Consider the following 26,063-nt stretch of genomic DNA (forward strand, 5'->3'; position numbering starts at 1 on the left):
CCCGGTCAGTCGGTGTCGGCGCGGCCCTCGTCGACGAACCAGGCGGCGATCTGCGCTCGCGACGTGAATCCGAGCTTCGCCAGGACGTGCTCGACGTGCCCCTCCACCGTTCGGCGGGACAGCACGAGCCGCGAGGCGATGGCCCGATTGGTCAGGCCGTCGGCGACCAGTCCCGCGACCTGCCGTTCGCGTCTGGTCAGGACCGCCCGGGCGGACCCGGTGGGGACGCGCCCGCCGTCGGTGTGCTCACCGCCGGAGGACTCGCCCAGGGCGAACGCGATCGCGGCCGCCAGGTCCAGTGTGCCGCCCTCCCGGACGGCGGCGTCGTACGCCCGTGAACCGAGATCCCGGCGGGCACGCCGCTCGAACCGCTGCTGGTGGACGAGCAGATCGGGCAGCAGCACCGTGGTTCGATCCACCAGCCGGACCAGCGCGTCGGCGGCCCCCGCCAGGACGGCGGCGCGCCGCGCATCGTGGCGTTCGCCGCTGATCCAGGCCAGCGCCTGCAGGCAGGACGAGGCCGTGATCGGATTGTCGGCCAGCCTGGTCAACCGCAGCGCCTCCTCGAGGAGCCCGGCCGCGCGTTCGCCGTCGCCCCGCCGCCACACGGCGATCCCGATCGCCCACAACGCGTAGGACCGGTAGACCGACTCGCCGTGCTCCTGCGCGATGGTCCGGGCGTGCTCGAGGTGGATCAGGGCCCGGTCCAGGTCACCGCGCAGCTGGTACGCCCAGCCGAGCAGCAGCAGCGCGTCGACCCGCAGCGTGAGTGGGTCCGGTGCCTCGGCCGCGTCGACGACGTCCTGCAGGAGCGACTGCGCGCGGTCGAGGTCGCCGGTGCACAGTGCGAGGTACCCGTCGGCGGCGCCGACGAAGGCCGCGGTCGTCGCGTCGGCGGGGTCCGTGTCGAGGGCGCGTGCCTCCTCGACGAGGGCGGTCGCCGCCACCAGGTCACCCTGACTCAGCGCGAACTCGCACGCCGCGTGGAGCGCCTTGGCCCGCACCACCGGTGGCCGGTGCCCGGGCTCGGCCAGGGCGCGGTCGAGCCACCGTCGCGCCTCGCTGAGCAGGCCTCGCGAACGCCAGAACTTGTTCAGCGCACCGGCGATCCGGAGTGCGGTGCCGTCCGCCTCGGAAAGGGCGACCTCGAGCGCCGCACGCAGGTTCGGCAGTTCCCGGGCCAAACGCGCGGACCAGTCGAGCTGGTCCGGGCCGACCCAGGCGTCGTCGGCGTCGAGTGTCAGCCGCAGGTACCAGTCCCGGAGCCGCCGCCGCAGATCCGGGAGGTCACCGGAGTGCTCGATCTGTTCGCGGCCGTAGTCCCGCACGGTGTCGAGCATGCGGAAACGGACCGAGCCGCCGTTCTCCTCACGGATCAGGACGGACTTGTCGACGAGGGCGGACACCGTGTCGAGCAGGTCCACGGACTCGTCGTCGCCCCGGCACACGCCCTCCGCGGCGTCCAGCTCGATGCTGCCCGGGAACACGGACAGCCTGCTCCACAGCTGCTGTTCGGCCGGTGTGCACAGGTCGTGACTCCAGCCGACGCACCACCGCAGGGTCTGCTGGCGGGTCGGCGCTCCCCGGGCACCCCGGGTCAGGAGGGCGAACCGGTCGGTGAGCCGCTGCAGGATCTGGTCGGCCGAGAGCGCGGCCAGGCGGGCGGCGGCCAGTTCGATCGCCAGCGGCAGGCCGTCCAGGCGGGCACAGATGCGGGCCACGACCCGGGTGTTGTCGTCGGTGAGTGCGAAACCCGGCAGCGCGGCGGCGGCCCGCTCGGCAAACAGCCTCACCGCGTCGTAGCGGGCCGCCCCCCGCAGCGACGGCACGCGGTCCGGTTCGGGCGTCGTCAGCGGCAGCACCCGGGTCACCGTCTCGCCGCGGACCCCGAGCGGTTCCCGGCTCGTGGCGAGGACGTGCAGCGTCGGGCACCGCGCCAGCAGCTGCCAGGCCAGTTCGGCGACGGCATCGATCACCTGCTCGCAGTTGTCGAGGACCAGCAGCATCGTGCGCGTCGACAGGACGTCCACGAGGACGTCGCCCAGGGGTCGGGTGGACAGGTCGTGCACCCCGAGGGTGGTGGCGACCAGGCCGGTCACCAACGCCGGATCCCGCACCTCACCGAGCTCGACCAGCCACACCCCGTCCGGAAAGCCGCGCCGGACCGACGCGGCGGTGCGCAACGCGAGCCGGGTCTTGCCGACCCCGCCGATGCCGGCCAACGTCACCAGCCGCGACGCCGACAGGGCGGTGCGCACCTCGGCCAGTTCGGTCCGGCGTCCGACGAAGCTCGTCAGTTCCGTCGGGAGGTTTCCGGCACCCGTCGGTGCCGTCGCCGGGTCGTCCGCGGCGGCACCGCTCCGCGCCGCGGCGGACGGCACGGGCGTGTCCTCGCCCGCCGGGTCGTGGCCGCGCCCGATCCGCCGGAGGTCGTCGCCCAGCGCGGCCGCGGACGGACGGCGCGCCGGGTCGTGCGACATCGCCGCCCCGACGACCGCGCCGACGTCGTCCGGGAACCCGCTCTCCCGCAGATCCGGGACGGGCTGCGTGGTGATGCGCAGGAACTGCGCGACGACCCGCTCGCCGCGGCGGCGTTCGAAGGCGGCGTGCCCGGTGAGCGCGCAGAACAGAGTCGCGGCGAGCCCGTACACATCCGAGGCCGGTGTGGGTGGGTCGCCACGGAGGATCTCGGGAGCCGTGAACGCGGGCGACCCGGTGACCGTTCCGGTCGTGGTGCGGAAGCCGCCCGGGATGTGGGCGATGCCGAAGTCGGCCAGTGCCGGCTCGCCGTAGTCGGTGAACAGGATGTTCGCGGGCGTGACGTCGCGGTGCAGGATGCCGAGCCGGTGTGCGGTGTCGAGGGCGCCGGCGATCTTCGACCCGAGCTGCAGCGCCTCCGCCACCGGGAGCGGGCCGTGCTCGCGGATCCGCCGGTCCAGGGATCCCTGCGGGTGGTACTGCATCACCAGGTACGGCTGCCCGGATTCGGTCTCGCCGACCTCGAGCACTCCGACGATGTTCGGATGGCCGGTCAGCCGGCCCATCGCGCGTTGCTCCCGGACGAATCGCGCCCGGTTGTCCGGGTCCGGCTCCGCCGCGAACACCTTCACCGCCACGATGCGGTCCAGCCCCACCTGGGTGCAGCGGTGGACGACACCGAATCCTCCCCGGCCGATCTCGTCGGCGTCCTCGAATCCGGCCGCGGCCAGTTCCGCGATCAGGGTGGATCCCACATCGCGCTGGGTTCTGAAACCGTCGCCCTCGACCATGGGGTCACCTGCGCTTCACCGACGCGCCGTCGGTGTCGACAGTACCCGCCGGTCGCCGGTCCGGACGCGGCCGCGTTCCGCCTCGCAGGCACCGGGCACCGTCTGCGGATGCCCGGTCGTGATCGGAAAGTTGCAGGCGACATGTCGGTTTCGCGCTGCGGAGTGCCGGGCCCGGTGGTTTGCTGAACCCGTGGACACAGGGACAGCTGTGGCGAACAACGCGACGCGGACCGTGAACCTGGTTCTGGCGACCTGGGTGTCCGCGATCAACTTCTGGGCGTGGAACATGATCGGCCCTCTGTCGACCACGTACGCGGACACGTTCCCACTCACCGCGACCCAGGCGTCTCTGGTGGTTGCGACGCCCATCCTGGTGGGCTCGCTGGGCCGGATCGTGGTCGGTGCGCTCACCGACCGGTACGGCGGCCGGGTGATGTTCATCGCGATCTCGCTCGCGTCGATCCTGCCGGTCCTCGCGGTGGGGTTCGCCGCCGAGATCGAGTCGTACCCGCTGTTGCTGCTGTTCGGGTTCTTCCTCGGCATCGCCGGCACGATCTTCGCGGTCGGGATCCCGTTCGCGAACACCTGGTACGAGGCGTCCCGACGTGGGTTCGCGACCGGCGTGTTCGGCATGGGCATGGTCGGCACCGCGCTGTCGGCGTTCTTCACCCCGCGTTTCGTGCGGTGGTTCGGACTGATGCAGACGCACATCGTCGTCGCGGTCGTGCTGGCGCTCACCGCGGTGGTCTGTGTGGCGGTGATGCACAACTCGCCGACGTTCGCGCCGAACACCGACCCGGTGCCGCCGAAGCTGCGGGCCGCGGCGCGACTGCGGGTGACGTGGGAGATGTCGTTCCTGTACGCCGTGGTGTTCGGTGGCTTCGTCGCGTTCAGCACCTACCTGCCGACGTACGTCAAGACCATCTACCACTTCTCCGCGGTCGACGCGGGCACCCGGACCGCGGCGTTCGCGCTGGCGGCGGTTCTGGCACGGCCGGTCGGCGGCACGCTCGCCGACCGGATCCCGCCGAAGGTCGTGGTGCTCGTCTCCCTCGCGGGCACCGCGGTGATGGCCGTCGTCGCCGGCTTCCAGCCGCCGCCGGACTTCTGGTCGGCGGTCACGTTCATCCTGATGGCGCTCTTCCTCGGGGTCGGAACCGGCGGCGTGTTCGCGTGGGTCTCACGGCGCTCGCCCGCCAGGAGCGTCGGCAGCGTCACCGGAATCGTCGCCGCCGCAGGCGGTCTCGGCGGGTACTTCCCACCGCTGATCATGGGCGCCACCTACGACGAGGCCGACAACAACTACACCGTCGGGTTGCTGTTGCTGGCGCTGACCGCCACCGTCGCGCTGATCTTCACCGCCGTCAGGCTCGCCGCCCGCGAACCCGAACAGACTGCGGCGCAGCAGAGGTCGTGACGGGTCCCGCCCGGTCGCGCGCCACGAGAGAAGGGGAGTCGAACGTTGTCCGTCAGCAACGGCACCGGAAGTGAGATCGAGGACCTGCTGTTGCGCAGCGGACGGTTCTTCACCCCCGGGCGGGTCTCGGCCGATCGACGGACGATCACCCGTGAGGGTGGTCGAGAGGGTGACGCCTTCTACCGCGACCGGTGGAGCCACGACAAGGTGGTCCGCTCCACGCACGGCGTGAACTGCACCGGTTCGTGCTCGTGGAAGATCTACGTCAAGGACGGCATCATCACCTGGGAGACTCAGGAAACCGACTACCCGTCCGTCGGGCCGGATCGTCCGGAGTACGAGCCCCGCGGCTGCCCGCGCGGCGCGGCGTTCTCCTGGTACACGTATTCGCCGACCCGCGTACGGTATCCGTACGCGCGCGGGCTGCTGGTCGAGATGTACCGGGAGGCGAAGGCCCGCCTGAAGGATCCCGTACTGGCATGGGCGGACATCCAGCACGATCCGGAGCGACGACGGCGGTACCAGCGGGCCCGCGGCAAGGGCGGCCTGGTCCGGGTGAACTGGGACGAGGCCACCGAGATGATCGCCGCCGCGCACGTGCACACGATCAAGGAGTACGGGCCGGACCGGGTGGCCGGGTTCTCGCCGATCCCCGCGATGTCGATGGTGTCGTTCGCCGCCGGATCCCGGTTCGTCGAACTGCTGGGCGGGGTGATGACGTCGTTCTACGACTGGTACGCCGACCTGCCGGTGGCGTCGCCGCAGGTGTTCGGCGACCAGACCGACGTCCCCGAGTCGGGGGACTGGTGGGACGCGAGCTACCTGCTGATGTGGGGCTCGAACGTCCCCGTCACCCGGACCCCGGATGCGCACTGGATGGCCGAAGTCCGGTACCGCGGCACCAAGGTCGTCACCGTCAGCCCCGACTACGCCGACAACACCAAGTTCGCCGACGAGTGGATGGCGTGCGCGGCGGGTACGGACGGTGCGATGGCGATGGCGATGGGACACGTGATCCTGTCCGAGTACTTCGTCAAGGCGCGTGAGCCGTTCTTCGTCGACTACGTGCGCCGCTACACGGACCTGCCGTTCCTGATCAAGCTCGAGGAACGCGACGGCCGGCTCGTTCCCGGAAAGACGCTCACCGCGGCAGATCTGGGGGAGCGCGTCGAGAACGCCGCCTTCAAACCGGTGATCGTCGACGGGGCCACCGACACGCCCGCCGTGCCGCACGGGTCCCTCGGGTTCCGGTTCGGGGAGGAGGGTGTCGGCAAGTGGAACCTCGACCTCGGCGACCTGGTGCCGGCGCTGACGGTCGCCCACCCGGACCGGGGTGACGTCGCGACGGTGACGTTCCCGCGGTTCGACACCGTCGACGGGCGCGGCGAGACGATCGAACGCGGCGTGCCGGTCCGCAGCGTGGCCGGGCACCGGGTGTGCACCGTGTTCGACCTGATGCTCGCCCAGTACGGTGTGGCGCGACCCGGTCTGCCCGGACAGTGGCCAACCGGCTACGACGACCACACGTCGCCCTACACACCGGCGTGGCAGGAGCCCATCACGGGAGTGTCCGCGGCACAGGTGATCCGGATCGCGCGCGAGTTCGCGACCAACGCGATCGAGTCCGGGGGCCGGTCGATGATCATCATGGGCGCCGGCATCTGCCAGTGGTTCCACGGCGACGCCACCTACCGCGCCATCCTGAGCCTGCTGCTGCTGACCGGGTCGATGGGCCGTAACGGCGGCGGCTGGGCGCACTACGTCGGCCAGGAGAAGTGCCGGCCGGTCACCGGGTGGGCCACGGTCGCGATGGGCACCGACTGGAGCAGGCCGCCCCGGCAGATGGCGGGCACCTCCTACTGGTACGCGCACACCGACCAGTGGCGCTACGACGGCTACCGCGCCGACGCGCTGGCCGGCCCCACCGGCCGCGGCCGGTTCGCGGGGCGGCACACGATGGACGTGATGGCATCCGCGGTCGCGATGGGCTGGACCCCCTTCTATCCGCAGTTCGACCGGTCCAGTCTCGACCTGGCGGACGAGGCTGCCGCCGCAGGCACGGACGTCGCGGCGCACGTCACCGAGCAGTTGGCGGCCGGTGAACTGACACTCGCCGTCACCGACCCCGACAACCCGCGCAACTGGCCTCGGGTGCTGAGCATCTGGCGCGCCAATCTGCTCGGATCGTCCAGCAAGGGCAACGAGTACTTCCTGAAGCACCTGCTGGGCACCACCTCGAACCTGCAGGCGGAGCCCACCCGAGAGAGCCTGCGGCCCACCGACGTCGACTGGCGCGACGGGGAGGACCTGCCCGAGGGCAAGCTGGACCTGGTGATGTCGATCGACTTCCGGATGACGTCGACGACGCTGCTGTCGGACGTGGTGCTGCCCGCCGCCACGTGGTACGAGAAGCCGGACCTGTCGAGCACCGACATGCACCCGTACCTGCACGCGTTCACCGCGGCGATCGACCCGCCGTGGGAGACGAAGTCGGACTACGACGCGTTCGCGGCGATCGCTCGGTCATTCTCGGTGCTGGCCCGGACGCACCTGGGCACCCGCACCGACGTCGTGCTGGGAACCCTGCAGCACGACACCCCGGGCGCGATGGCGTATCCCGGTGGCACCGAATCGGACTGGCGCACCACCGGTGAGGTTCCGGTGCCGGGCCGGACGATGGGCCCCCTGACCGTCGTGGAGCGGGACTACACCGCGATCGCCGAGAAGTGGTCGGCGCTCGGGCCGCTCGTCGAGCAGGCCGGCCTGGTCACCAAGGGCGTCACCTACCGTCCCGACCTGGAGGTCGCCGAGCTCGCCGAGCAGCACGGGGTGATGAGTTCCGGTGCGGCGGCGGGGCGCCCGGCGCTGGACAGTGCGGAGAAGATGTGCGAGGCGGTGCTGCGGCTGTCCGGCACCTCCAACGGCAGGCTCGCGGTCGAGGGGTTCCGGCAATTGGAACGGCGCACCGGACGACGGCTGGTGCACCTCGCCGAGGGGAGTGAGGAGCGGCGGATCACGTTCGCCGACACCCAGGCCCGGCCGGTGCCGGTGATCACCAGCCCGGAATGGTCGGGCAGCGAGACCGGGGGCCGGCGGTACGCGCCGTTCACCGTGAACATCGAGGAGCTGACGCCGTTCCACACCCTGACCGGCCGGATGCACTTCTTCCTCGACCACGACTGGATGGAGGAGCTCGGGGAGCAGCTGCCGATCTACCGCCCACCGCTGGACATGGCCCGGCTGTTCGAGGAACCGCACGTGGGGGAGGTCCGCGACGGGATCGGGCTGACGGTGCGCTACCTGACGCCGCACAGCAAGTGGTCGATCCACTCCGAGTACCAGGACAACCTGTTCATGCTCTCGCTGTCGCGGGGTGGCCCGACGATGTGGATGAGCCCGGCCGACGCGGCGAAGATCGCGGTGTGCGACAACGACTGGGTCGAGGCCGTCAACCGCAACGGTGTGGTGGTGTGCCGGGCCGTCGTCTCGCACCGCATGCCCGAGGGCGTGGTGTACGTCCACCACGCCCAGGAACGCACGATCGACGTGCCGCGGACCGAGACGACCGGCAACCGGGGTGGCATCCACAACTCGCTGACCCGTCTGCTGATCAAACCGACGCACCTGGCAGGCGGGTACGCCCAGATGTCCTGGGCGTTCAACTACCTCGGCCCGACCGGCAACCAGCGGGACGAGGTGACGGTGGTCCGGCGCCGCAGCCAGGAGGTGACGTACTGACATGAAGGTCATGGCCCAGCTCGCGATGGTGATGAACCTCGACAAGTGCATCGGCTGCCACACCTGCTCGGTGACGTGCAAGCAGGCCTGGACGAACCGGTCCGGCACCGAGTACGTCTGGTTCAACAACGTCGAAACCCGACCGGGACAAGGATATCCACGTACCTACGAGGACCAGGAGCGCTGGCGCGGCGGCTGGGTCCGGGACTCGAAGGGGCGGCTGCGGCTGCGGGACGGCGGCCGGCTGACGAAACTGTCCCGGATCTTCTCGAACCCGAAACTGCCGACCATCGAGGACTACTACGAACCGTGGACCTACGACTACGAGAACCTGACCAACGCCCCGCTCGGTGACCGGATGCCGGTGGCGCCGCCGCGCAGCCTGATCACCGGTCAGCCGATGAAGGTCGAGTGGTCGGCCAACTGGGACGACAATCTCGGTGGCTCACCGGAGATCCTGGCCGACGATCCGGTGCTGAAGAAGGTCGCCGATCGGGTCACGCTCGAGTTCGAGCAGACGTTCATGTTCTACCTGCCGCGGATCTGTGAGCACTGCCTGAATCCGGCCTGCGTGGCGTCCTGTCCGTCCGGCGCGATGTACAAGCGCACCGAGGACGGCATCGTGCTCGTCGACCAGGACCGCTGCCGGGGCTGGCGGATGTGCGTGTCCGGGTGCCCGTACAAGAAGGTGTACTTCAACCACAAGACCGGCAAGGCCGAGAAGTGCACGTTCTGCTACCCCCGCGTCGAGGTGGGCCTGCCGACCGTCTGCGCGGAAACCTGCGTCGGGCGGCTCAGGTACATCGGGCTGGTCTTCTACGACGTCGACAAGGTGACCGCCGCGGCGTCGGTCGCGGACGACCGGGACCTCTACCAGGCGCAGCTCGACACCCTGCTCGACCCGCACGACCCGCACGTTGTCGCCGCCGCACACGCCACCGGCATCCCCGACACGTGGATCGAGGCGGCCCAGCGGTCCCCGATCCACGCGCTGATCAAGGACTTCCGGGTGGCGTTGCCGCTGCACCCGGAGTTCCGGACCATGCCGATGGTCTGGTACATCCCGCCGTTGTCTCCGGTCGTCGACGCCGTCAGCCGCGACGGCCACGACGGTGAGGACCTCGGAAACCTGTTCGGCGCACTCGAATCGCTGCGGATTCCGATCGAGTACCTGGCGGAACTGTTCACCGCCGGCGACACCGCGGTGGTGTCGGGGGTGCTGCGGCGACTCGCGGCGATGCGCTCGTACATGCGTGACATCAACCTCGGACGGCCGCCGCAGGAGCACATTCCGGCCGCGGTCGGAATGAGCGAGGAAGACGTGTACGCGATGTACCGGCTGCTGGCGCTGGCGAAATACGAGGAGCGCTATGTGATTCCGTCCGCTTACGCCGCGCAGGCACACGGCCTCGAGGAGGCCGTCACCGAATGCGCGCTCGACTTCGACGGCGGTCCGGGCCTGTACGACCAGGCGTCGGGGCCGTTCGGCGAGGCCAGCGGGGGACCGGTACCGGTGGCGGTGGAGACGTTCCACGCGTTGCGGCAGCGGCAGACCAGTGAGGCGATGGGGGCCAACGCGAGCAACCCGTCGCGGGTGAACCTGCTGAACTGGGACGGAAAGGGTGTGCCGGACGGCATGTTTCCCGGCGGGGGACCGCGATGAGGTGGTCGCGGCGGCCGGCAGCCGCAGGCGGGGCGCGGGTGGACCAGCGGCAGCGCCGGATCGTGTGGCAGTCCGCGTCGCTGCTGCTGGCCTACCCGGACGACGGCCAGGGCGCCCGGCTCACCACGGTGACCGGGCTGCTCGCGCATCTGCCGGGCGAGCTCGCGGACCCGCTCGCCGCGGTGGTGCGGGACCTGAGCCGGCGTCCCGTGCTGGAGTCCGCGGCCGGCTACGTCGACACGTTCGACCTGCGCCGCCGCACGACGCTGCTGCTGACCTACTGGACCGACGGCGACACCCGCAACCGCGGAGCGGCGATCCTCGACTTCGCGCGCGCGTACCGGGAGGCGGGCGCCGAGCCGCCGGCGGCGGAGTCGGCGGACCACCTCGCCGTCGTACTCGAGTTCGCCGCCACCGTCGACCCCGAGGTCGGGGCGCGGCTGCTGGCCGCCAACCGGGCCGCGATCGACGTGCTCCGCGAACGGCTCGAGGAGTCCGGTTCGCCGTACGCCGCGGTGCTCGGCGCCGTCGCCGCGACACTGCCACCCGCCGGTGCCCTCGACCGCGAGCGCGCCCGCTCCGGCCCGCCCGCCGAGGCCGTCGGTCTGCAGCCGTTCACGCTGACCGTGCCGCCGAGGACGTCCTCGGGCGGACCGCCGCCAGGACGACGACACGAAGGAGCGCACTGACATGTCGGCCGGGGAAATCTACTGGAACGTCGTCCCGTACGTCACGCTCGCGGTCCTGGTCGTCGGCACCTGGTGGCGGTACAGCTACGACAAGTTCGGCTGGACCACCCGATCCTCACAGCTCTACGAGAACCGGCTGCTGCGGGTCGCGAGCCCGCTGTTCCACTTCGGGATCCTGGTGGTGATCCTCGGTCACGTACTAGGCCTCGTCATCCCGGAGTCGTGGACCGAGGCGATCGGTGTCGATGAACACGCCTACCACTGGATCGCGGCGGTCCCCGGCGTGCTCGCGGGCATCGCGACGCTCGTCGGTGTCGGGCTGCTGATCTACCGGCGCCGATCGACCGGGCCGGTGTTCACCGCCACCACACGGAACGACAAGGTCATGTACGTGGTGCTGGTGGCCGCGCTCGCCGCCGGGCTGGCGACGACCCTGATCGGCGCCGTCGAGGGGAACCAGGCGCACAACTACCGCGAGACGGTCTCCCCGTGGTTCCGGTCGATCTGGATCCTGCAGCCGCGGGGCGACCTGATGGCGCAGGCGCCGCTCTCCTTCCACGTCCACGTGACGATCGCGCTGGTGCTGTTCGCGCTGTGGCCGTTCACGCGGCTGGTGCACGCGTTCAGTGCCCCGTTCGGGTACCTGTTCCGGCCGTACATCGTGTACCGGAGCCGCGAAGCGGCGGGCCGCGGCGAACTGGTCGGCTCCCAGCCCCACCGGAAGGGCTGGTGACGGTGCCGCCGTCGGGTCGCGGGTGACGCAGCCTGTACTGTTTGGTCCTCTACGTCCGGACTTTCGACGAGGACCGCTGAACCACTACATGGCCACCACCGATCGCCGCCGCACCGCCACCACCTCGACGCCGCGCAAGCGCGCCCGCACGCCGAAGTCGACCGTGCGCCGCACCGTCCTGCCGGGTGGTCTGCGGGTCGTCACCGAACACATGCCCGGAGTGCGGTCCGCGTCCGTGGGGATCTGGGTCGGTGTCGGTTCCCGCGACGAGCAGGCCTCCGTCGCCGGCGCCGCGCACTTCCTCGAGCACCTGCTGTTCAAGTCCACCCCGACGCGCACCGCGCTCGACATCGCGCAGGTCGTCGACGGGATCGGCGGCGAGCTGAACGCCTTCACCTCCCGCGAGCACACCTGCTTCTACGCGCACGTCCTCGACGAGGACCTGCCGCTGGCCATCGACATCGTCAGCGACGTCGTGCTGCGGGGACGGTGCCGGTCCGGGGACGTCGACATCGAGCGGCAGGTGGTGCTCGAGGAGATCGCGATGCGGGACGACGACCCCGAGGACCTGCTCGGCGACGAGTTCCTCACCGCCCTGTTCGGCGACCACCCGGTGGGCCGCCCGGTGATCGGGTCCACCGAGTCGATCGAGGCGATGACCCGCACCCAGCTGCACTCGTTCCACGTCCGCCGCTACACCCCGCACCGGATGGTGGTCGCGGTCGCCGGGAACGTCGACCACGACGACACCGTCGAACTGGTCCGCCGCGCGTTCGACGGTCACCTGGTGGACGGCCACGAACCGGCTCCGCGCCGCGAGGGCCGGCTGCGGGCCCGGACCGCACCGGCCCTGACGGTCCTCGAACGCGACAGCGAACAGGCGCACCTGTGTGTCGGGGTCCGCGGTCTCGGCCGCCACGAGGGCCACCGCTGGGCGTTGTCGGTGCTCAACACCGCGGTCGGGGGCGGGCTCTCCTCCCGGCTGTTCCAGGAGATCCGGGAGGAACGCGGCCTGGCGTACTCGGTGTACTCGAGCGTCGACACGTTCGCCGACACCGGGGCGTTCTCGGTGTACGCCGGATGCCAGCCGGAGAACCTCGCCGACGTGACCACCCTGGTCCGCGAGGTGCTCGCGCAGGTCGCCTCGAACGGCATCACCGACGCCGAGTGCGCTCGCGCGAAGGGCTCGATCCGCGGCGGAATGGTTCTGGGGCTGGAGGATTCGAGCTCGCGGATGAATCGGATCGGACGCCAGGAACTGAACTACGGCAGCCACCGCACGATCAGCGAGACACTGCGGCGGATCGACGCCGTCACCACCGAGGAGGTTCGCGAGGTCGCGGCGATGCTGCTGACCCGGCCGTTCGCCGCCTCGGTGGTCGGGCCGTACCGACGGCCGCGGGACCTGCCCGCCGTCGTCCGCGGCATCGTCTGAGCACCGCAGCGAGGGGAGGGCACCGATGCGGACGCTGCTGACGTCGCGACGCGCGATTCCGTTCCACGTCGTGCTCGTGATCACCCTGGTGATGCTGTTCTCCCCGGGGTCGACCGTCCCCGGCGGACCGCCGGGCAGCGACAAGGTCACCCACCTGGTGATGTTCCTGGCGTTGGCGATCGCCGCGCGGTACGCCGGATTCCGGGCGGTGTGGGTGCTGGTCGGCGGCGCGGTGTACGCCGCGGCGTCGGAGGTGCTCCAGGCGGTCCTGCCGATCCAGCGCACCGGTTCGGTGTGGGACTGGCTGGCGGACGTGGTCGGCGTGGCCCTCGGGCTGGGCATCGTGTGGGCGTGGCAGGCTGGGCGCGGACGGAAGGCATCGTCCGGCGGCTGAGCAGGGAGGTTCGTGATGCGGATTCGCGGTGCGGTGCTCGAGGAGATCGGACGGGCGCGCCCGTTCGCGGAGTCGCGGCCGATCACGATCTGCGACCTCGACCTCGACGGTCCCGGCCCCGGAGAACTGCTGGTGCGCATCGAGGCGGCCGGGCTGTGTCACTCGGATCTGTCGGTGGTCGACGGCAACCGCGTGCGACCGGTGCCGATGCTGCTCGGTCACGAGGCGGCCGGACGGGTCGAGGCGCTCGGTGACGGGGTGTCCGACGTCGCGGTCGGCGACCGCGTGGTGATGACGTTCCTGCCGCGATGCGGCGAGTGCGCCGGCTGCGGCACCGACGGCCGGATGCCGTGCAGCGCCGGCAGCGTCGCCAACAACGACGGGGTGCTGTTGAGCGGTGGACGCCGACTGCACCGCGACGGCGACGCCGTGCACCACCATCTCGGGGTGTCCGGGTTCGCGACGCACGCGGTGGTGGACCGCCGGTCCGTCGTGCCGGTCGGAGAGGACGTGCCGCCGGACGTGGCGGCCGTGCTCGGCTGTGCGGTGCTCACCGGCGGGGGAGCGGTGCTCAACGCGGCCCACACCGCGCCGGGGGACTCGATCATGGTCGTCGGGCTCGGCGGCGTCGGGATGGCGGCGGTGCTCGCGGCCGTCGCCCTCGGCGAGCGCGAGGTGATCGGCGTCGATGCGGTACCGGAGAAGCTTTCCACGGCAACCGAACTCGGCGCGGCGGCCGGGTACACCCCGGCGGAGCTCGCGGACCGCGGTATCCGGGCGACGCTGGTCGTCGAGGCGGCAGGCAGTGCCCGCGCCTTCGAGACCGCCGTCGCCGCGACCGCGCCCGGCGGCACCACCGTCACCGTCGGGTTGCCGAATCCGGCCGCACGTTCGGAGATCTCGCCGCTGACGCTGGTCGCGGAGGCGCGCACGATCGTCGGCAGCTACCTCGGCTCGGCGGTCCCGTCCCGCGACATCCCCCGGTACGCGCAGATGTGGCGGGAGGGCCGGCTGCCGGTGGAGAAGCTGATCTCGTCCCGGATCACCCTCGACGAGATCAACCGCGGCATGGACGAACTCGCGGACGGCCGTGCACTTCGTCAGGTGATCGTCTTCGACTGACCGCCGAGGATCCGGGGGCCGTGGCGGGGCTCCGGACACGGCGGCACCCGGATCCCGTGGTCGCGGCCGTCACCGTCGACGGGATCGTGGACACCCCCGGCCCCGCCCCGCGCCCGCACCCGGGTGCGGGGGCGCGGCACGGGAACTCACATCCCTGGTTTCGGCATCATCGGCATGGGCGTCATCGGCATCATCGGTATCCCCATCTGATGCAGCCACATCATGAACTGATGGCCCCAGGTCATCATGTCGGGAGGCATCGTCGATCACTTCCTCACAGCGTCCCCGCCCCTCATTGTCCGCCGGTCACGGCCGCGTGGCCGGGTGATCCGGCGCCGAGCTCAGTCCAGCCGGCCCTCGTGCCGGTCGCGGTCGAACTCCGGCAGCGGCCCGCCGCGGCGGAGGGTCTCGGCCAGCGCCGGATCGGCCAGGTGGAGGCGGCCGAGTGCGACCAGATCGAACTCGCCGGCGTCGAGCCGGCGATGCAGGCCCGCCAGGTCGGCCGGTGCCGCGGTCCCGCCGTCGCGCAGCGGCTTGTCCAGGCCGACACTGCCGACCGCCATGCTCACGGCGCCGGTCAGCTTCTTCGCCCAGCCCGCCAACGTCAGCTCGCTTCCCTCGAACGCGGGCTGGTCGAACCGGCGGATGCTGGCGTCGAGGACGTCCACCCCGGCGTCGACGAGGGCGCCCAGGACGACCGCGAGTTCGTCGGGGGAGTTCGCGATGCGGGCACCGTAGTCCTGCTGCTTGTGCTGCGAGAAGCGGTAGAAGATCGGCAGGTCGGAGCCGATCTCGCGGCGGATCGCGCGGACCACCTCGACCGGGAAGCGGGTGCGTCGCCGCAGGTCCCCACCCCAGTCGTCGTCGCGGCGGTTGGTCTCCTCCCAGAGGAACGCGTCGAGCAGGTAGCCGTGGCCGGCGTGGATCGCCACCCCGTCGAATCCGACGTCGACCGCGTTGCGGGCCGAGCGCACGTACGCCGCGATGACGTCCTCGATGTCCTGCTCGGTCATCGCCGCGGTCGGGACGCTCGCGTGGGTGACGTATGCCTCGGGGTACACAGTGCGTCCCGCGCGGCCCCACAGTCCCGACGGCCGCATCGGCGTCACGGCCGGGTCGACCGGCGCCATCGCGCCCCAGAGCGGCCCGACGTGCCAGAGCTGCGGGACGATCCGGCCGCCCGCGTCGTGCACCTCGTCGACCACGCGGCGCCATCCGGCCAGCGCCTGGTCACCGTGCAGTCGGGGCACCCGCGGGCTGTCCACGGCGGTCGGGTGGTCGATCGCCACACCCTCGGTGACCACCAGGCCGGTGCCGCCCTCGGCGCGCCGCCGGTAGTACGCGGCCACATCGGGGCCGGGCACCCCGCCGGGCGAGTGCTCCCGAGTCATCGGGGACATGACGATTCGATTGGGCAGCGTCAGTGAGCGGATCCGCAGCGGGCTGAACAGGGTGGTCACAGCGGGGTCAGGAAGTCGAAGAATCCGGCGGTCGCGTCCTCGCGCAGCCGGCTGAGCCGGCGGTAGCTGATCAGCCACCGGCCGTTCGTCCTCCGGTACTCCTCGTGGTAGTGACCGTAGCCGTGGAGGTGCTCCTCGTGGTCACCGTTGGTCCACCACAGCTTGTCCTCCATCGCCCAGATCCCTCGCGCGGTGGTGTCCGAGGTGAGCTCGATCTCCGGCGCGTGCCCGTGGTGCACGGTGGTCACCTCGGTGGGTCCACCGAGCATGGTCCGGATCGCGCGCGCCAGGTTCTCGTTGCCCACGACACGGTTCGAGGTGTCGCCGGTGCGGGGCTGCTTGTCGTCGGGCAGCCCGGCCCACGTCTCGGAGACGACGTCCGCGGTGTGCAGCGTCGGGTAGACGTCCCACTGCTTGGTGTCCATGCACCGCAGCCGCGCCGCGAACGTGCGTTTGATCTCCTCGATCGCCACCAGCTGTTCGGCGGCCGTGAGCGTGAGTTCGTAGGTCATGGGGACACCGTGTCAATCCGTGGTCGCGGCGACAATTCTCGCTTCCGGTGAGCGGACGACGCCCAGGTGAGGGGCCGCGGCAGCTCAGGCCGACCGGGCCCGCGCCGCCTCCGCGAAGCCGAGATGCTGTGCGATCGCGGCCGCCGCCATCCGCACGGGCGCGGCGTCGCGGTGGTCGAATCGCACGTGGTCGACGGGTCCGCTGATCGACAGCCCGGCCTGCACTCCGCCGAGGGTGCCGATGCGGACGCCGATACAGCCGAGCCCGCTCGGGCACGTGCCGAATGCGACCGGGATCCGCGGGGCGGGATCGACGTGGCGACGGGTGTCGCCGGACGTCCCCGCGGTCCGTGGCGGGGCGGCGAGCAACGCCTTGCCGATCGTCGACGACCGTGCCGGGATCCGCGACCCGGCCCGGGTACCCGTCTCGGGCGCCGACAGGCCACCGACCTTCCGCAGGTACAGCACGTCGGCGCCGTCGAGGACACCCAGGTGCACGACGTGACCGGTGACGTCGTGCAGCTCGTGGAGCAGCGGCGACACGACGCGGTCGAGATAGCGGTGATACACCGACAGCGCCCCGAACTCGGCCAGCGCGTCGCCGAGTTCGTAGTCGGTGCCCCGGCGGCGGAGCCAGCCCATGCGCACCAGCCGCTCGAGCATCCGGAGGGTGCTGGTCCGGGGAATACCCGTCTGCCGGGACAGATCGGTCAGGCTCAGGGCCGGCGCGCTGCGAAAACAGTTCAGGACCAGCGACAGCCGATCCAGCGAGGAGGCGGGAGCGCCGGCTTCCGGGTGTGCTGTGGACGTCATCGTCCTCCCTCCGTCCAGGGTCGCCTCCCGCCCGGTCGAGGGCGCGGTCGACCACTCGCATCCGAGCACACTCGCGGGTGCCGGTGCGGGCAAGCACCCGGTCCGGTGACCGGGAGGCCACGTCCGTCTCAGTGGCGGCTCAGGTGGGCGCCGTCCTTCCAGATGCCGTCGCCGGGCATGTCGAGTCGGGCGGTGCGACCGCGGCGCCACCCGGGTGTCGCGGTCGGCTCTCCCCAGTAGTCGGTGACGAGGACGGCCAGACCGTCGCTGATCTCGGCGATCGTGACGTTCCGGTAGAGGCGGCCGTCGCCGTAGTCGCAGGTCCACTCGACGACGATGACGTCGTCGTCGAGACGCAGCCGCCTGCCCACCTCGAGCCTCAGGTCGGGGAAGCCTGCCTCGATGTCGGCGACGAGCTCGCTGGTGTGCACGACCTCGCCCATCTGGGGCCACTGCCGCTGCACGTCCGGGGCGAGCGGCACACCGAGGATGTACGACAGTCGCGTTCGGCCGTCTGCTTCGGTTCTCGGCTCGGTCATGACCCGGTCCCTCCGTTCCGCCGTCAGGTGGTTGACGCGGCAGTCTGCCTCCATTGTCCCCGGGCGGGCACCGCCGGAATGCGTGGTCGCACCGAACGGTCGGGGCTGCCGGCGGCGCGTAGCGTGGACACCATCCGAGGAGACACCCGATCGGGAGGGTGGACCGCCATCAGCCACGCGGACTGGGACATCGTCACCGGAGTGGGCATCACCGCCCTCGCGGTCGCGGCGGGGCGCGCCGTCGAGTCGGGCCGCGGCGGCCTCGTCACCGATCCGTACGCCGCCACGTTCGTGGCCGCGGCGGCGTCCCCGGTCCCGTTGCCGACGTCGCTCGACGCGGCCGACCCGGACCTGCGGCCGGTCTGGGACGCGATGGCCACCTACATGGGAGTGCGCTCCCGGTTCTTCGACGAGTACCTCGGTGCTGCGACGGCCGCCGGCCTCCCCCAGGTGGTGCTGTTGGCGGCCGGCCTCGACACCCGGGCGTACCGGCTGCGGTGGCCGCCCGGCACCGTCGTCTACGAACTCGATGCGCCGAAGGTGCTCTCGTTCAAGGACGAGGTGCTCGCCTTCGCCGACGCGGTGCCGACCACCGAGCGGCTCGCCGTCGATGCCGACCTGCGGGAGGACTGGCCGGAGGCGTTGCGGGAGCGCGGATTCGACGTCGCCCGGCCGACCGTGTGGCTGGCGGAGGGGCTGCTGCCGCTTCTGCCGAACAACGCCAAGGACGCCGTCTTCACCCGGGTGCACGAGCTGTCCGCACCCGCCAGCCGGCTCGCCGCCGAACACGTCGACGACGTCGCGGCGGTGGTCCGCACCGCGCGGTTCGACGAGGTGCGGGACCGCGTCGGCATCGACATGGCGGCGCTGTGGCCCGACGAGGACGACTACCGCCCCGCCGACTGGCTCACCCGGCACGGGTGGACGGTCGACGTCGAGCGGTCGGCGGACGTCGCACGGCGCTACGGGCGCACTCTCGACGACGCGGCCGGAGGCGACGGGTCGGCGGGCAATCCGATGGGGACGAGCCAGCTGATCACCGCCCGTCGCGGCGGCGGGCCGATTGCGTAGGCTTGCCCGGACGAGCAAGACGAGTGGACGGAGTGTGGGTCAGGTGACGGTGATTCGGGTCGGTGTCCTGGGTGCCAAGGGCAAGGTGGGCCGCGCGATCTGCGAGGCCGTCGAGGCGGCGCCCGATCTCGAGCTCGTCGCGCAGGTCGACGCCGGCGATCCGATCGAGACGTTCGTCGACACCCGCACCCAGGTGGTCGTCGACTTCACCAACCCCGACGTGGTGATGGGCAACCTCGAATTCCTGGTCGCCAACCGCATCCACGCCGTCGTCGGCACCACCGGCTTCGACGACACCCGGCTGGCGCAGGTGCAGCGGTGGGTCACCGAACAGCCGGGAGTCGGCGTGCTGATCGCCCCGAACTTCGCGATCGGCGCGGTGCTCTCGATGCGGTTCGCCGAGCAGGCCGCCCGGTTCTTCGACTCGGTCGAGGTCATCGAACTGCACCACCCGAACAAGCTCGACGCCCCGTCCGGAACGGCGTACCGCACCGCGGCGCTGATCGCCGCGGCCCGCGCCAAGGCCGGCCGCGGCCCGAGCCCGGACGCGACCGCCACCGAACTCGACGGCGCGCGCGGTGCGGACGTCGACGGTGTGCGCGTGCACTCGGTCCGCCTCGCCGGCCTCGTCGCGCACCAGGAGGTGCTGCTCGGCACCCAGGGCGAGACGCTGACCATCCGGCACGACTCGATCGACCGGAACTCGTTCGCCCCCGGCGTCCTGCTCGGTGTCCGCGAGATCGGCACACGCCCGGGCCTGACCGTCGGCATCGACCCCCTCCTGGACCTGTGAAGGGCTCGTCGACCAGGGTCGTCGCGACGATCGCGGGCATCATCGTCGCGCTCAGCGTCTACTTCGTGCTGCTCGGGCAGCGCGGAATCGTGCTGATCCAGGACGGTGGCGCGGTCCCGGTCGTGCTCGGTGTCGCGGTGCTGGTGCTGCCCCTGCTCGGCATCTGGATGATCTGGTCCACCGTCCGCTCCGGCTTCCAGCACCAGCACCTGGCGGCCCGGATGCACGAGGAGGGCCTCGAACTGGACGTCTCCGACCTGCCGAAGATGCCGTCCGGGCGGGTGCAGCGGGACGCCGCCGACGCGCTGTTCGCACAGGTGAAGGCCGAGTGGGAGGCCGACCCCGACAACTGGCGCAACTCCTACCGGTTGGCCCGCGCGTACGACTACGCCGGCGACCGCGGCCGGGCCCGCGAGACGATGCGCCGCGCGGTCGCGCTCGAAGCCGCCGAGCGCGAAGGCAACTGACGGCGCGAACCTCGACTTCCGAAGCGGCGCCGGGCGATTCCGCGCGGCGCCGGTCGGCGGCCGTCCGGTCGTCCGGGGACACGTAGTCTGCAGGTGTGACCGCAGATTCCACGCCGACCCTGCTCGTCGTGCACCACACGCCGTCGCCGCCGACCCGGGAACTGCTCGAAGCGGTGCTGGCCGGGGCGAACGACCCGGAGATCGCGGGCGTCACCGTGCGGTCGGTGCCGGCGCTGGGCGCGACGATCCCCGACGTGCTGGCCGCGGACGGATACCTCTTCGGCACCACTGCCAACTTCGGCTACATGTCCGGCGCGCTCAAACACTTCTTCGACACCGTGTACTACCCGTGCCTGGACGCCGTCGCCGGACGGCCCTACGGCCTGTGGGTGCACGGCAACAACGACACCGCGGGCGCCGTGACCGCCGTGCAGAAGATCGTCACCGGGCTGGCCCTGACGCAGGCCGCCGGGGTCGTGGAGATCACCGGCGGCGTCGACGCCGCCGCCCGCGAACGCTGCTACGAACTGGGTGCCACCGTCGCGGTGACGATCGCCCCGGAGTGACACACCGGCCCGTGTCGGGGGTGGATGGCAGGGTGGGGTCATGCTGACGATGACGGCAGCCGCCGCCCGGCGCACCGCGCTGGCCGCACAGGGATTCGCCGAGCGCCGGCCCGCAGGCACACCGTCGCGCCGGACCGTGCTGAAGGCGGTGAACCGGACCGGCCTGCTGCAACTCGACAGCGTGTCGGTGGCCGTGCGGGCGCACTACATGCCGGTGTTCAGCCGCGTCGGCGGATACGACCGCGATCTGCTCGACGCCGCCGCATGGCGGCACACGAGCGCGAAACCCCGTGCACTGGTGGAGTACTGGGCCCACGAGGCGGCGCTGATCCCGGTCGCGGACTGGCCGCTGCTGCGGTGGCGGATGCGGGACTACGCCGACGGCCGCTGGTCGGGCGAGCGCCGCGTCCTCGATCGGAACCCGACACTCGGCCGGGACGTGCTCGACGTGATCACCGAGGTCGGCGCGGCGACCGCGGGCGAGGTGGAGCGGCACCTGCGGATCGCACCCCGTGAGCCGCGCGGCACGTGGTGGGGCCGCAGCGACACGAAAGTGGTGTGTGAGCAGCTCTTCTCGGCCGGGGCGCTGTCGGTGGACCGGCGGGTCGCGTTCACCCGGCACTACGACCTCGCCGAGCGGGTGCTGCCGCCGGACGTGCTCGCCACCCGGCTCGACGAACCCGACGCTGTCCGGGAGCTCGTGCGCCGCGCGGCGCGGGCGCTCGGGGTCGCGACCGAGGCCGACCTGCGGGACTACTACCGGCTCTCGGCGGCCCAGGGTCGTACCGCGGTCGCCGAGCTCGTCGACGACGCGGCGCTGGTGCCGGCGACGGTGCGCGGCTGGGACGAGCCGGCCTACCTGCACGTCGACGCCCGGATCCCACGCCGCGCCGGCGGCACCGCCCTGCTGAGCCCGTTCGACCCGCTGGTGTTCTGCCGGCCCCGCACCGAACGGATCTTCGGGTTCCGGTACCGCCTGGAGATCTACACGCCCGCCCACAAGCGGGTGCACGGCTACTACGTCTTCCCGTTCCTGCTCGACGGCGAGCTGGTCGCCCGGGTCGACCTCAAGGCCGACCGGCCCGCCGACGTCCTCCGAGTGCCGGGCGCGTTCGTCGAGGACGGACACCACCCGGGCGAGGTCGCCGACGCCCTCGCCGCAGAGTTGCGTGCGATGGCGAACTGGCTCGGGTTGTCGGACGTCGCCGTCGGGGACCGGGGCGACCTGGCGGCCGATCTCGCCGCCCGGGTGTGAGCATGGGCGCGGTGCGCCCGGGACGTCAGAGCGGACCCAGCTCCGCGTCGAGGACTCGCTGCACCACCTTCATCGCCGACAGCGCCGCCGGGGCGCCGCAGTAGCCCGACGAGTGGATCACGGCCTCGGTGATCTCGGTGCGGGTGAGCCCGTTGGCCAGCGCGCCGCGCACGTGCCCCTCGAGTTCCTCGTGCGCCCGCAACGCGATCAGCATCCCGATGTTGAGCAGGCTGCGGTCGCGGCGCTCGAGTCCCGGGCGGGTCCACACGCCGCCCCACACCGTCGCGGTGACGTGGTGCTGCAGCGCCTCCGAATCGGTGCCGCGCGTCCGGTCGAGCGCCCGGTCGACGAACTCGTCGCTCATCACCTCACGACGAACGGCGAGCCCCGCGTCGTAACCGGTGTCGGGGATGTCGTGCTCGCTCATTCGGGGTACCTCCGGGATCAGTGGGCGACGTTCGATGCCCGCCGGGCGGGCACCGACGATTCTGCCCGGCGGTCACAGGTCGAGACCGGGCGCGGTCGCCAGCGCCACCAGTTGCTCCGGGGTCGGACCCGCGCCGCTGAGGGTGACGGTGACCGCGGTTCCCGACGGCCGCACCGCGGTCACCCAGGTCGTGCCCTCGTCTGTCGTGGTGCGCACGCGGGTGCCGTCCGGGAGTGCATCGGCCGCGGTGAACTCCTCGGGGGCCGACGTGTTCACCGCGATCGTGACACCCAGACGGCCGGCACCGGCCGGGCCGCTCAGTGCGAGCTCCAGACACGCCGCGTCGCGGGCCGAGCCCGCGACCTCGACGGACCCGACCGGACGATCCGGGGTCGCGGCGAGCGGGCCGAGAGCGGCCCACGCCATGGTCAGCGCCGCGGCGAGACGGTCGACGTCGCCGCGGTCGAGAGGGTCACCCATCGGTTCGACACCGCCGCCGCAGTCCATCCGGGCCGGCGCTGTCCCGGCGGGAACCGCGGTCGTGGTGCGCAGCCCGGGGTCGGCGGCGATCGCAGCCAACTCGTCCACCGTGAGGGGAAGCGCCCCGCTGTGGGCGGCGCCGCCGTCCCCGGACGATCCAGCCTGGTCGGTCAGCGACGCGATCACACGGGAACCGTCGGGTGGATACGCGGTCGCGGCCCGGGCGAGCGTGCGCGTGCCCCGCAGTTCGGACCAGGTGTCCAGGACGTCGACCACGGTTCCGTCGGGGAGCGTGCGCCGTTCGTCCAGTTCGCCCGCCACGCATGCCGGTACGGGTCGGTTCCACTCGCGGACCGACGCGTCGAGCCTGCCTGCCGAGCCGGCCCGCAGGAGCGTGCCACGTGCCTCACTGCTGCCCCCGACGTCCGCCCCGTCCGGGATGGTGTCCGGATTGATTCGAAAGATGGGCTGGAACACCAGCATTCGGGACGGTGCGTCGAAGCGGACCTCGACGTCGGGAGGGAGGGCGCCGCGCAGTGCGTCCGTCATCGCCGTCGCCTTGGTTGCGGTCAGCCACGGAAAGTCGGGATCGCTGTAGCCGGACGACGCGCCGTAGGCGGTCCAACCGAACCCGGTGTCCCGCTTCGGCGGCGGCCCGACCTCGTCGCAGCCCGGGATCTCCACCGGATACGTGACCGGTTCGGTGACGTAACCGGGTGTCGTGGAAGCGGTTTCGTCCGCCGGGGTGCCGTGGGGGAGTGCCCACGCGGCACCGATGCCGGCCGCGACGATGCCGACGACGACCGCGGTGTCGCGCCACGACCACCGGGCCCGACGGGTGTCGGGCCCGGTGGGATGGACTGGTGGGGTCACGCCGGCCGGCGCGTCAGCCCTCGACGAACTTGGTCAGGCCCTTCGACGCGGTGTCCAGCGCCATCTTCTGGGCCTTCTTCACCAGGAAGCCGGGGATCGGGATCTTGGGGTCGATGGTCAGCTCGAACGCGACGTGAGTGCTGCCGTCGCCGTTGGCGGTCAGCACGTAGCTACCGTCCTGCTGCTTCTGCTGGGTGCCGGAGACCAGCGTCCACGACAGCTTCTCGTCGCCCTCGAAGGAGTAGTCGACGACCTGCTCGTCGGTGATGCCGACGACCGAGACGGTCATCCGGACGCGGAGCGGGCGGCCGTCCGGGTGGGTGCTCTCGACGGTGACCGACTTGTGTGCCGACGACCACTCGGGCAGCCGCTCGACCGCGACCAGTGCGGCCATCACCGTCGCCGGATCGGCCTTGACGTCGAATTCCTTGGATCCGGACACCGCCATTGAATTGCCCCTTTGCGCTTGCTGTGAGACCTGCTCGGTCAGGTAGATGACTACCAGACGAAGTGATCTTACCGGCGAGTCAGTTACGGTCCGTGCCGCCCCGCCCCGCCCGGCTCACACGAGCAACTTGGCCTTCAGCGTAGCGATGTCGGCGTCGGTCAGTCCGAGGCCCTGGTGCACGTAGTTGTCGAAGCTGCCGTACCGCTGCTCCGCGGTCGCGAACGAGCTGTCCAGCCAGCTCTGCTGGACGCCGTTGAGGAAGCCGGTGCTGCCCGTGCCGTCCGAGTCGCGGTACACGTTCGAGAGCATGTAGTCCGTGTCGACCGTCGCCCGGTCCACGCCGAGAACGGTCAGCAGCACCGCGGTCGTCCATCCGGTCCGGTCCTTGCCCGCGCTGCAGTGGTAGAGCACGGCGCCGTCGGTGTCGCGGATGTCGCGGAGCACCGACGCGAACGCCGCGCTCGCTCCCGGGCCGTCGATGAACGCGACGTACGCCGAGTTCATGTCCACCAGCGTCGTCGGCGACGATCCGCCCAGCACGTCGTACCAGTGCGCCGTCGCGCCCGCGGGGACCCGGTCCGGTTGGACGGTGCGCTCGTAGACGGTGCGGAGGTCGTCGACCGCCTTGACGTCCAGCGACTGCAGCTTCGTCAGATCCGCCGCACTGAGGTTGTTCAACGCATCGGTGCGGTAGACCAGCCCGGTCCGGACCGTGTGACCGTCGGTGGTCGCGTAGCCGCCGACGTCGCGTGCGTTCTTCGCGCCGTCCAGGTGCAGCGAGCGGTCGAAGGTGACGTCGCCTGCGGTCGAGGCGGGCGCGGAGGCCACCGCGACACCGGACGCGCCGCCGACGAAGACGGCGGTGGCGGCGGCCATGGCGGCGGTGACGCGAAGCAGTCGGGTGGTGGTCACGCGGGGCTCCCTCGGGGGCGAGATCGGTTGGACGCTCGTCTGGATGTCTACCACCCGCGGGCCGATCCGCGGCACGGACCGCGTGGATTTCGAGTGCATGAACGGCACACGCGGTCGATCCACTCGAATGACCGCTTCCGTTCACTCGCAGGGTGGGGGACGTTGGATAGGGTGCGGTTCGGAACCGATCCGGCGGAAGGATGAGCGGTGCGGCAAGCGGTGTCCCTCCAGGTGCAGCTGATCGCGAAGACGGAGTTCTTCGCCCCCGACGACGTGCCGTGGAACACCGACGCCGACGGCGGTGAAGCACTGGTCGAGTTCGCCGGCCGGGCCTGCTACCAGAGCTGGAACAAGCCCAACCCGCGTACCGCGACCAACGCCGGATACCTCCGGCACCTCCTCGAGGTCGGGCACGAGTCGGTTCTCGAACACGGCAGCGTCAGCTTCTACATCACCGGGATCTCCCGTTCGTGCACCCACGAGCTGATCCGGCACCGGCACTTCTCCTACTCGCAGCTGTCGCAGCGATCGGTTCCCGAACGGGACGCGAAGGTCGTGGTGCCACCGGCGATCGCCGGCGACCCCGAACTCGAGGAACTGTTCGCCGCGGCCACCGACGCCAGTCGCGCCGCCTACTCGCAGCTGCTCGAGGCGCTCGACACCAAGCTCGCGCACGTCCCCAACGGATCGCTGCGGGGCCGGCAGGCCCGGCAGGCCGCGCGCTCGGTGCTGCCGAACGCCACCGAGACCCGTCTCGTCGTGACCGGCAACTACCGGGCGTGGCGTCACTTCGTCGCGATGCGGGCCACCGAGCATGCCGATGTCGAGATCCGGCGGGTGGCCGTGGAGTGCCTCCGGCAGCTGTCCGCCGCGGCGCCGAACGTCTTCGGGGACTTCGAGATCACCCGGCTCGCCGACGGCACCGAGGTGGCGGTGAGCGAGTACGACACCGGCGCCTGACGGCCCACCGTGGGTCCGGTCCGCACG

23 protein-coding genes are annotated in these 26,063 nt (G+C 71.4%); 14 read left to right on the forward strand and 9 right to left on the reverse strand.

Annotation, left to right across the window (positions count from 1 at the left end):
- Nucleotides 1–5: 5 nt before the first annotated feature.
- A complete protein-coding gene (locus tag ABD951_RS08440; protein WP_345343533.1) occupies nt 6–3,269 on the reverse strand; it encodes a protein kinase domain-containing protein in 3,264 nt (1,087 codons plus the stop codon).
- Between the two features lie 208 nt (nt 3,270–3,477).
- Between ABD951_RS08440 and ABD951_RS08445 the strand changes: the two genes are divergently transcribed.
- The 8 genes from ABD951_RS08445 (at nt 3,478) to ABD951_RS08480 (ending at nt 14,460) form a co-directional block, all read left to right on the forward strand.
- Nucleotides 3,478–4,686, forward strand: coding sequence for a nitrate/nitrite transporter (locus ABD951_RS08445; protein WP_345343535.1), 1,209 nt, complete (start codon nt 3,478–3,480; stop codon nt 4,684–4,686).
- Nucleotides 4,687–4,731: 45 nt separating this feature from the next.
- A complete protein-coding gene (locus ABD951_RS08450) occupies nt 4,732–8,424 on the forward strand; it encodes a nitrate reductase subunit alpha (RefSeq protein ID WP_345343537.1) in 3,693 nt (1,230 codons plus the stop codon).
- Nucleotide 8,425: 1 nt separating this feature from the next.
- Complete coding sequence (gene narH, locus ABD951_RS08455; RefSeq protein WP_345343539.1) at nt 8,426–10,087, forward strand: nitrate reductase subunit beta; 1,662 nt, start codon at nt 8,426–8,428, stop codon at nt 10,085–10,087.
- Complete coding sequence (gene narJ / locus ABD951_RS08460) at nt 10,084–10,776, forward strand: nitrate reductase molybdenum cofactor assembly chaperone (protein WP_345343541.1); 693 nt, start codon at nt 10,084–10,086, stop codon at nt 10,774–10,776. The genes narH and narJ overlap by 4 nt, the downstream gene beginning before the upstream one ends.
- A gap of 1 nt (nt 10,777) precedes the next feature.
- Nucleotides 10,778–11,509 (forward strand): respiratory nitrate reductase subunit gamma, encoded by a 732-nt coding sequence (gene narI / locus ABD951_RS08465; protein ID WP_345343543.1) that lies wholly within the window; start codon nt 10,778–10,780, stop codon nt 11,507–11,509.
- Between the two features lie 88 nt (nt 11,510–11,597).
- Nucleotides 11,598–12,944 (forward strand): M16 family metallopeptidase, encoded by a 1,347-nt coding sequence (locus ABD951_RS08470; RefSeq protein ID WP_345343545.1) that lies wholly within the window; start codon nt 11,598–11,600, stop codon nt 12,942–12,944.
- 25 nt (nt 12,945–12,969) lie between these two features.
- Nucleotides 12,970–13,338, forward strand: coding sequence for a VanZ family protein (locus ABD951_RS08475; RefSeq protein ID WP_345343547.1), 369 nt, complete (start codon nt 12,970–12,972; stop codon nt 13,336–13,338).
- 15 nt (nt 13,339–13,353) lie between these two features.
- The gene (locus ABD951_RS08480; protein WP_345343549.1) at nt 13,354–14,460 is read left to right on the forward strand and encodes an alcohol dehydrogenase catalytic domain-containing protein; all 1,107 of its coding nucleotides are present in this window, start codon (nt 13,354–13,356) and stop codon (nt 14,458–14,460) included.
- Nucleotides 14,461–14,801: 341 nt separating this feature from the next.
- Here the strand turns inward: ABD951_RS08480 and ABD951_RS08485 are convergent, their stop codons facing one another.
- From ABD951_RS08485 to ABD951_RS08500, 4 genes are all read right to left on the reverse strand, one after another.
- Complete coding sequence (locus ABD951_RS08485; protein ID WP_345343551.1) at nt 14,802–15,920, reverse strand: NADH:flavin oxidoreductase; 1,119 nt, start codon at nt 15,918–15,920, stop codon at nt 14,802–14,804.
- Nucleotides 15,917–16,432, reverse strand: a complete 516-nt coding sequence (locus ABD951_RS08490; RefSeq protein ID WP_345343553.1) for a nuclear transport factor 2 family protein — start codon at nt 16,430–16,432, stop codon at nt 15,917–15,919. The genes ABD951_RS08485 and ABD951_RS08490 overlap by 4 nt, the downstream gene beginning before the upstream one ends.
- Nucleotides 16,433–16,516: 84 nt before the next feature.
- The gene (locus ABD951_RS08495; RefSeq protein WP_345343555.1) at nt 16,517–17,245 is read right to left on the reverse strand and encodes an IclR family transcriptional regulator; all 729 of its coding nucleotides are present in this window, start codon (nt 17,243–17,245) and stop codon (nt 16,517–16,519) included.
- 128 nt (nt 17,246–17,373) lie between these two features.
- Nucleotides 17,374–17,784, reverse strand: coding sequence for a nuclear transport factor 2-like protein (locus tag ABD951_RS08500; RefSeq protein WP_345343557.1), 411 nt, complete (start codon nt 17,782–17,784; stop codon nt 17,374–17,376).
- A 123-nt stretch (nt 17,785–17,907) separates the two neighbouring features.
- Between ABD951_RS08500 and ABD951_RS08505 the strand changes: the two genes are divergently transcribed.
- The 5 genes from ABD951_RS08505 (at nt 17,908) to ABD951_RS08525 (ending at nt 21,936) form a co-directional block, all read left to right on the forward strand.
- Complete coding sequence (locus ABD951_RS08505) at nt 17,908–18,855, forward strand: SAM-dependent methyltransferase (protein ID WP_345343559.1); 948 nt, start codon at nt 17,908–17,910, stop codon at nt 18,853–18,855.
- Nucleotides 18,856–18,904: 49 nt separating this feature from the next.
- Nucleotides 18,905–19,648, forward strand: coding sequence for a 4-hydroxy-tetrahydrodipicolinate reductase (gene dapB / locus ABD951_RS08510; RefSeq protein WP_345343945.1), 744 nt, complete (start codon nt 18,905–18,907; stop codon nt 19,646–19,648).
- Nucleotides 19,645–20,115 (forward strand): hypothetical protein, encoded by a 471-nt coding sequence (locus ABD951_RS08515; protein ID WP_345343561.1) that lies wholly within the window; start codon nt 19,645–19,647, stop codon nt 20,113–20,115. Before dapB ends, ABD951_RS08515 begins: the two co-directional genes overlap by 4 nt.
- Before the next feature lie 95 nt (nt 20,116–20,210).
- The gene (locus ABD951_RS08520; RefSeq protein WP_345343563.1) at nt 20,211–20,681 is read left to right on the forward strand and encodes a flavodoxin family protein; all 471 of its coding nucleotides are present in this window, start codon (nt 20,211–20,213) and stop codon (nt 20,679–20,681) included.
- Between the two features lie 40 nt (nt 20,682–20,721).
- The gene (locus tag ABD951_RS08525; protein ID WP_345343565.1) at nt 20,722–21,936 is read left to right on the forward strand and encodes a winged helix-turn-helix domain-containing protein; all 1,215 of its coding nucleotides are present in this window, start codon (nt 20,722–20,724) and stop codon (nt 21,934–21,936) included.
- Between the two features lie 25 nt (nt 21,937–21,961).
- Here the strand turns inward: ABD951_RS08525 and ABD951_RS08530 are convergent, their stop codons facing one another.
- From ABD951_RS08530 to ABD951_RS08545, 4 genes are all read right to left on the reverse strand, one after another.
- Complete coding sequence (locus ABD951_RS08530) at nt 21,962–22,363, reverse strand: carboxymuconolactone decarboxylase family protein (RefSeq protein WP_345343567.1); 402 nt, start codon at nt 22,361–22,363, stop codon at nt 21,962–21,964.
- 72 nt (nt 22,364–22,435) lie between these two features.
- Nucleotides 22,436–23,716 (reverse strand): hypothetical protein, encoded by a 1,281-nt coding sequence (locus ABD951_RS08535; RefSeq protein WP_345343569.1) that lies wholly within the window; start codon nt 23,714–23,716, stop codon nt 22,436–22,438.
- Between the two features lie 13 nt (nt 23,717–23,729).
- Nucleotides 23,730–24,164, reverse strand: a complete 435-nt coding sequence (locus ABD951_RS08540; RefSeq protein WP_345343571.1) for an SRPBCC family protein — start codon at nt 24,162–24,164, stop codon at nt 23,730–23,732.
- A 114-nt stretch (nt 24,165–24,278) separates the two neighbouring features.
- On the reverse strand, nt 24,279–25,076 hold the full coding sequence (locus ABD951_RS08545) for a tyrosine-protein phosphatase (protein ID WP_345343573.1): 798 nt from the start codon (nt 25,074–25,076) through the stop codon (nt 24,279–24,281).
- A gap of 207 nt (nt 25,077–25,283) precedes the next feature.
- Here ABD951_RS08545 and thyX point away from each other — a divergent pair, with 207 nt between their 5' ends.
- Nucleotides 25,284–26,036, forward strand: a complete 753-nt coding sequence (gene thyX, locus ABD951_RS08550) for an FAD-dependent thymidylate synthase (RefSeq protein WP_345343575.1) — start codon at nt 25,284–25,286, stop codon at nt 26,034–26,036.
- Nucleotides 26,037–26,063: the final 27 nt, after the last annotated feature.

It is taken from the genome of Rhodococcus olei, assembly GCF_039540555.1.
Taxonomy (GTDB): Bacteria; Actinomycetota; Actinomycetes; order Mycobacteriales; family Mycobacteriaceae; genus Rhodococcus_G; species Rhodococcus_G olei.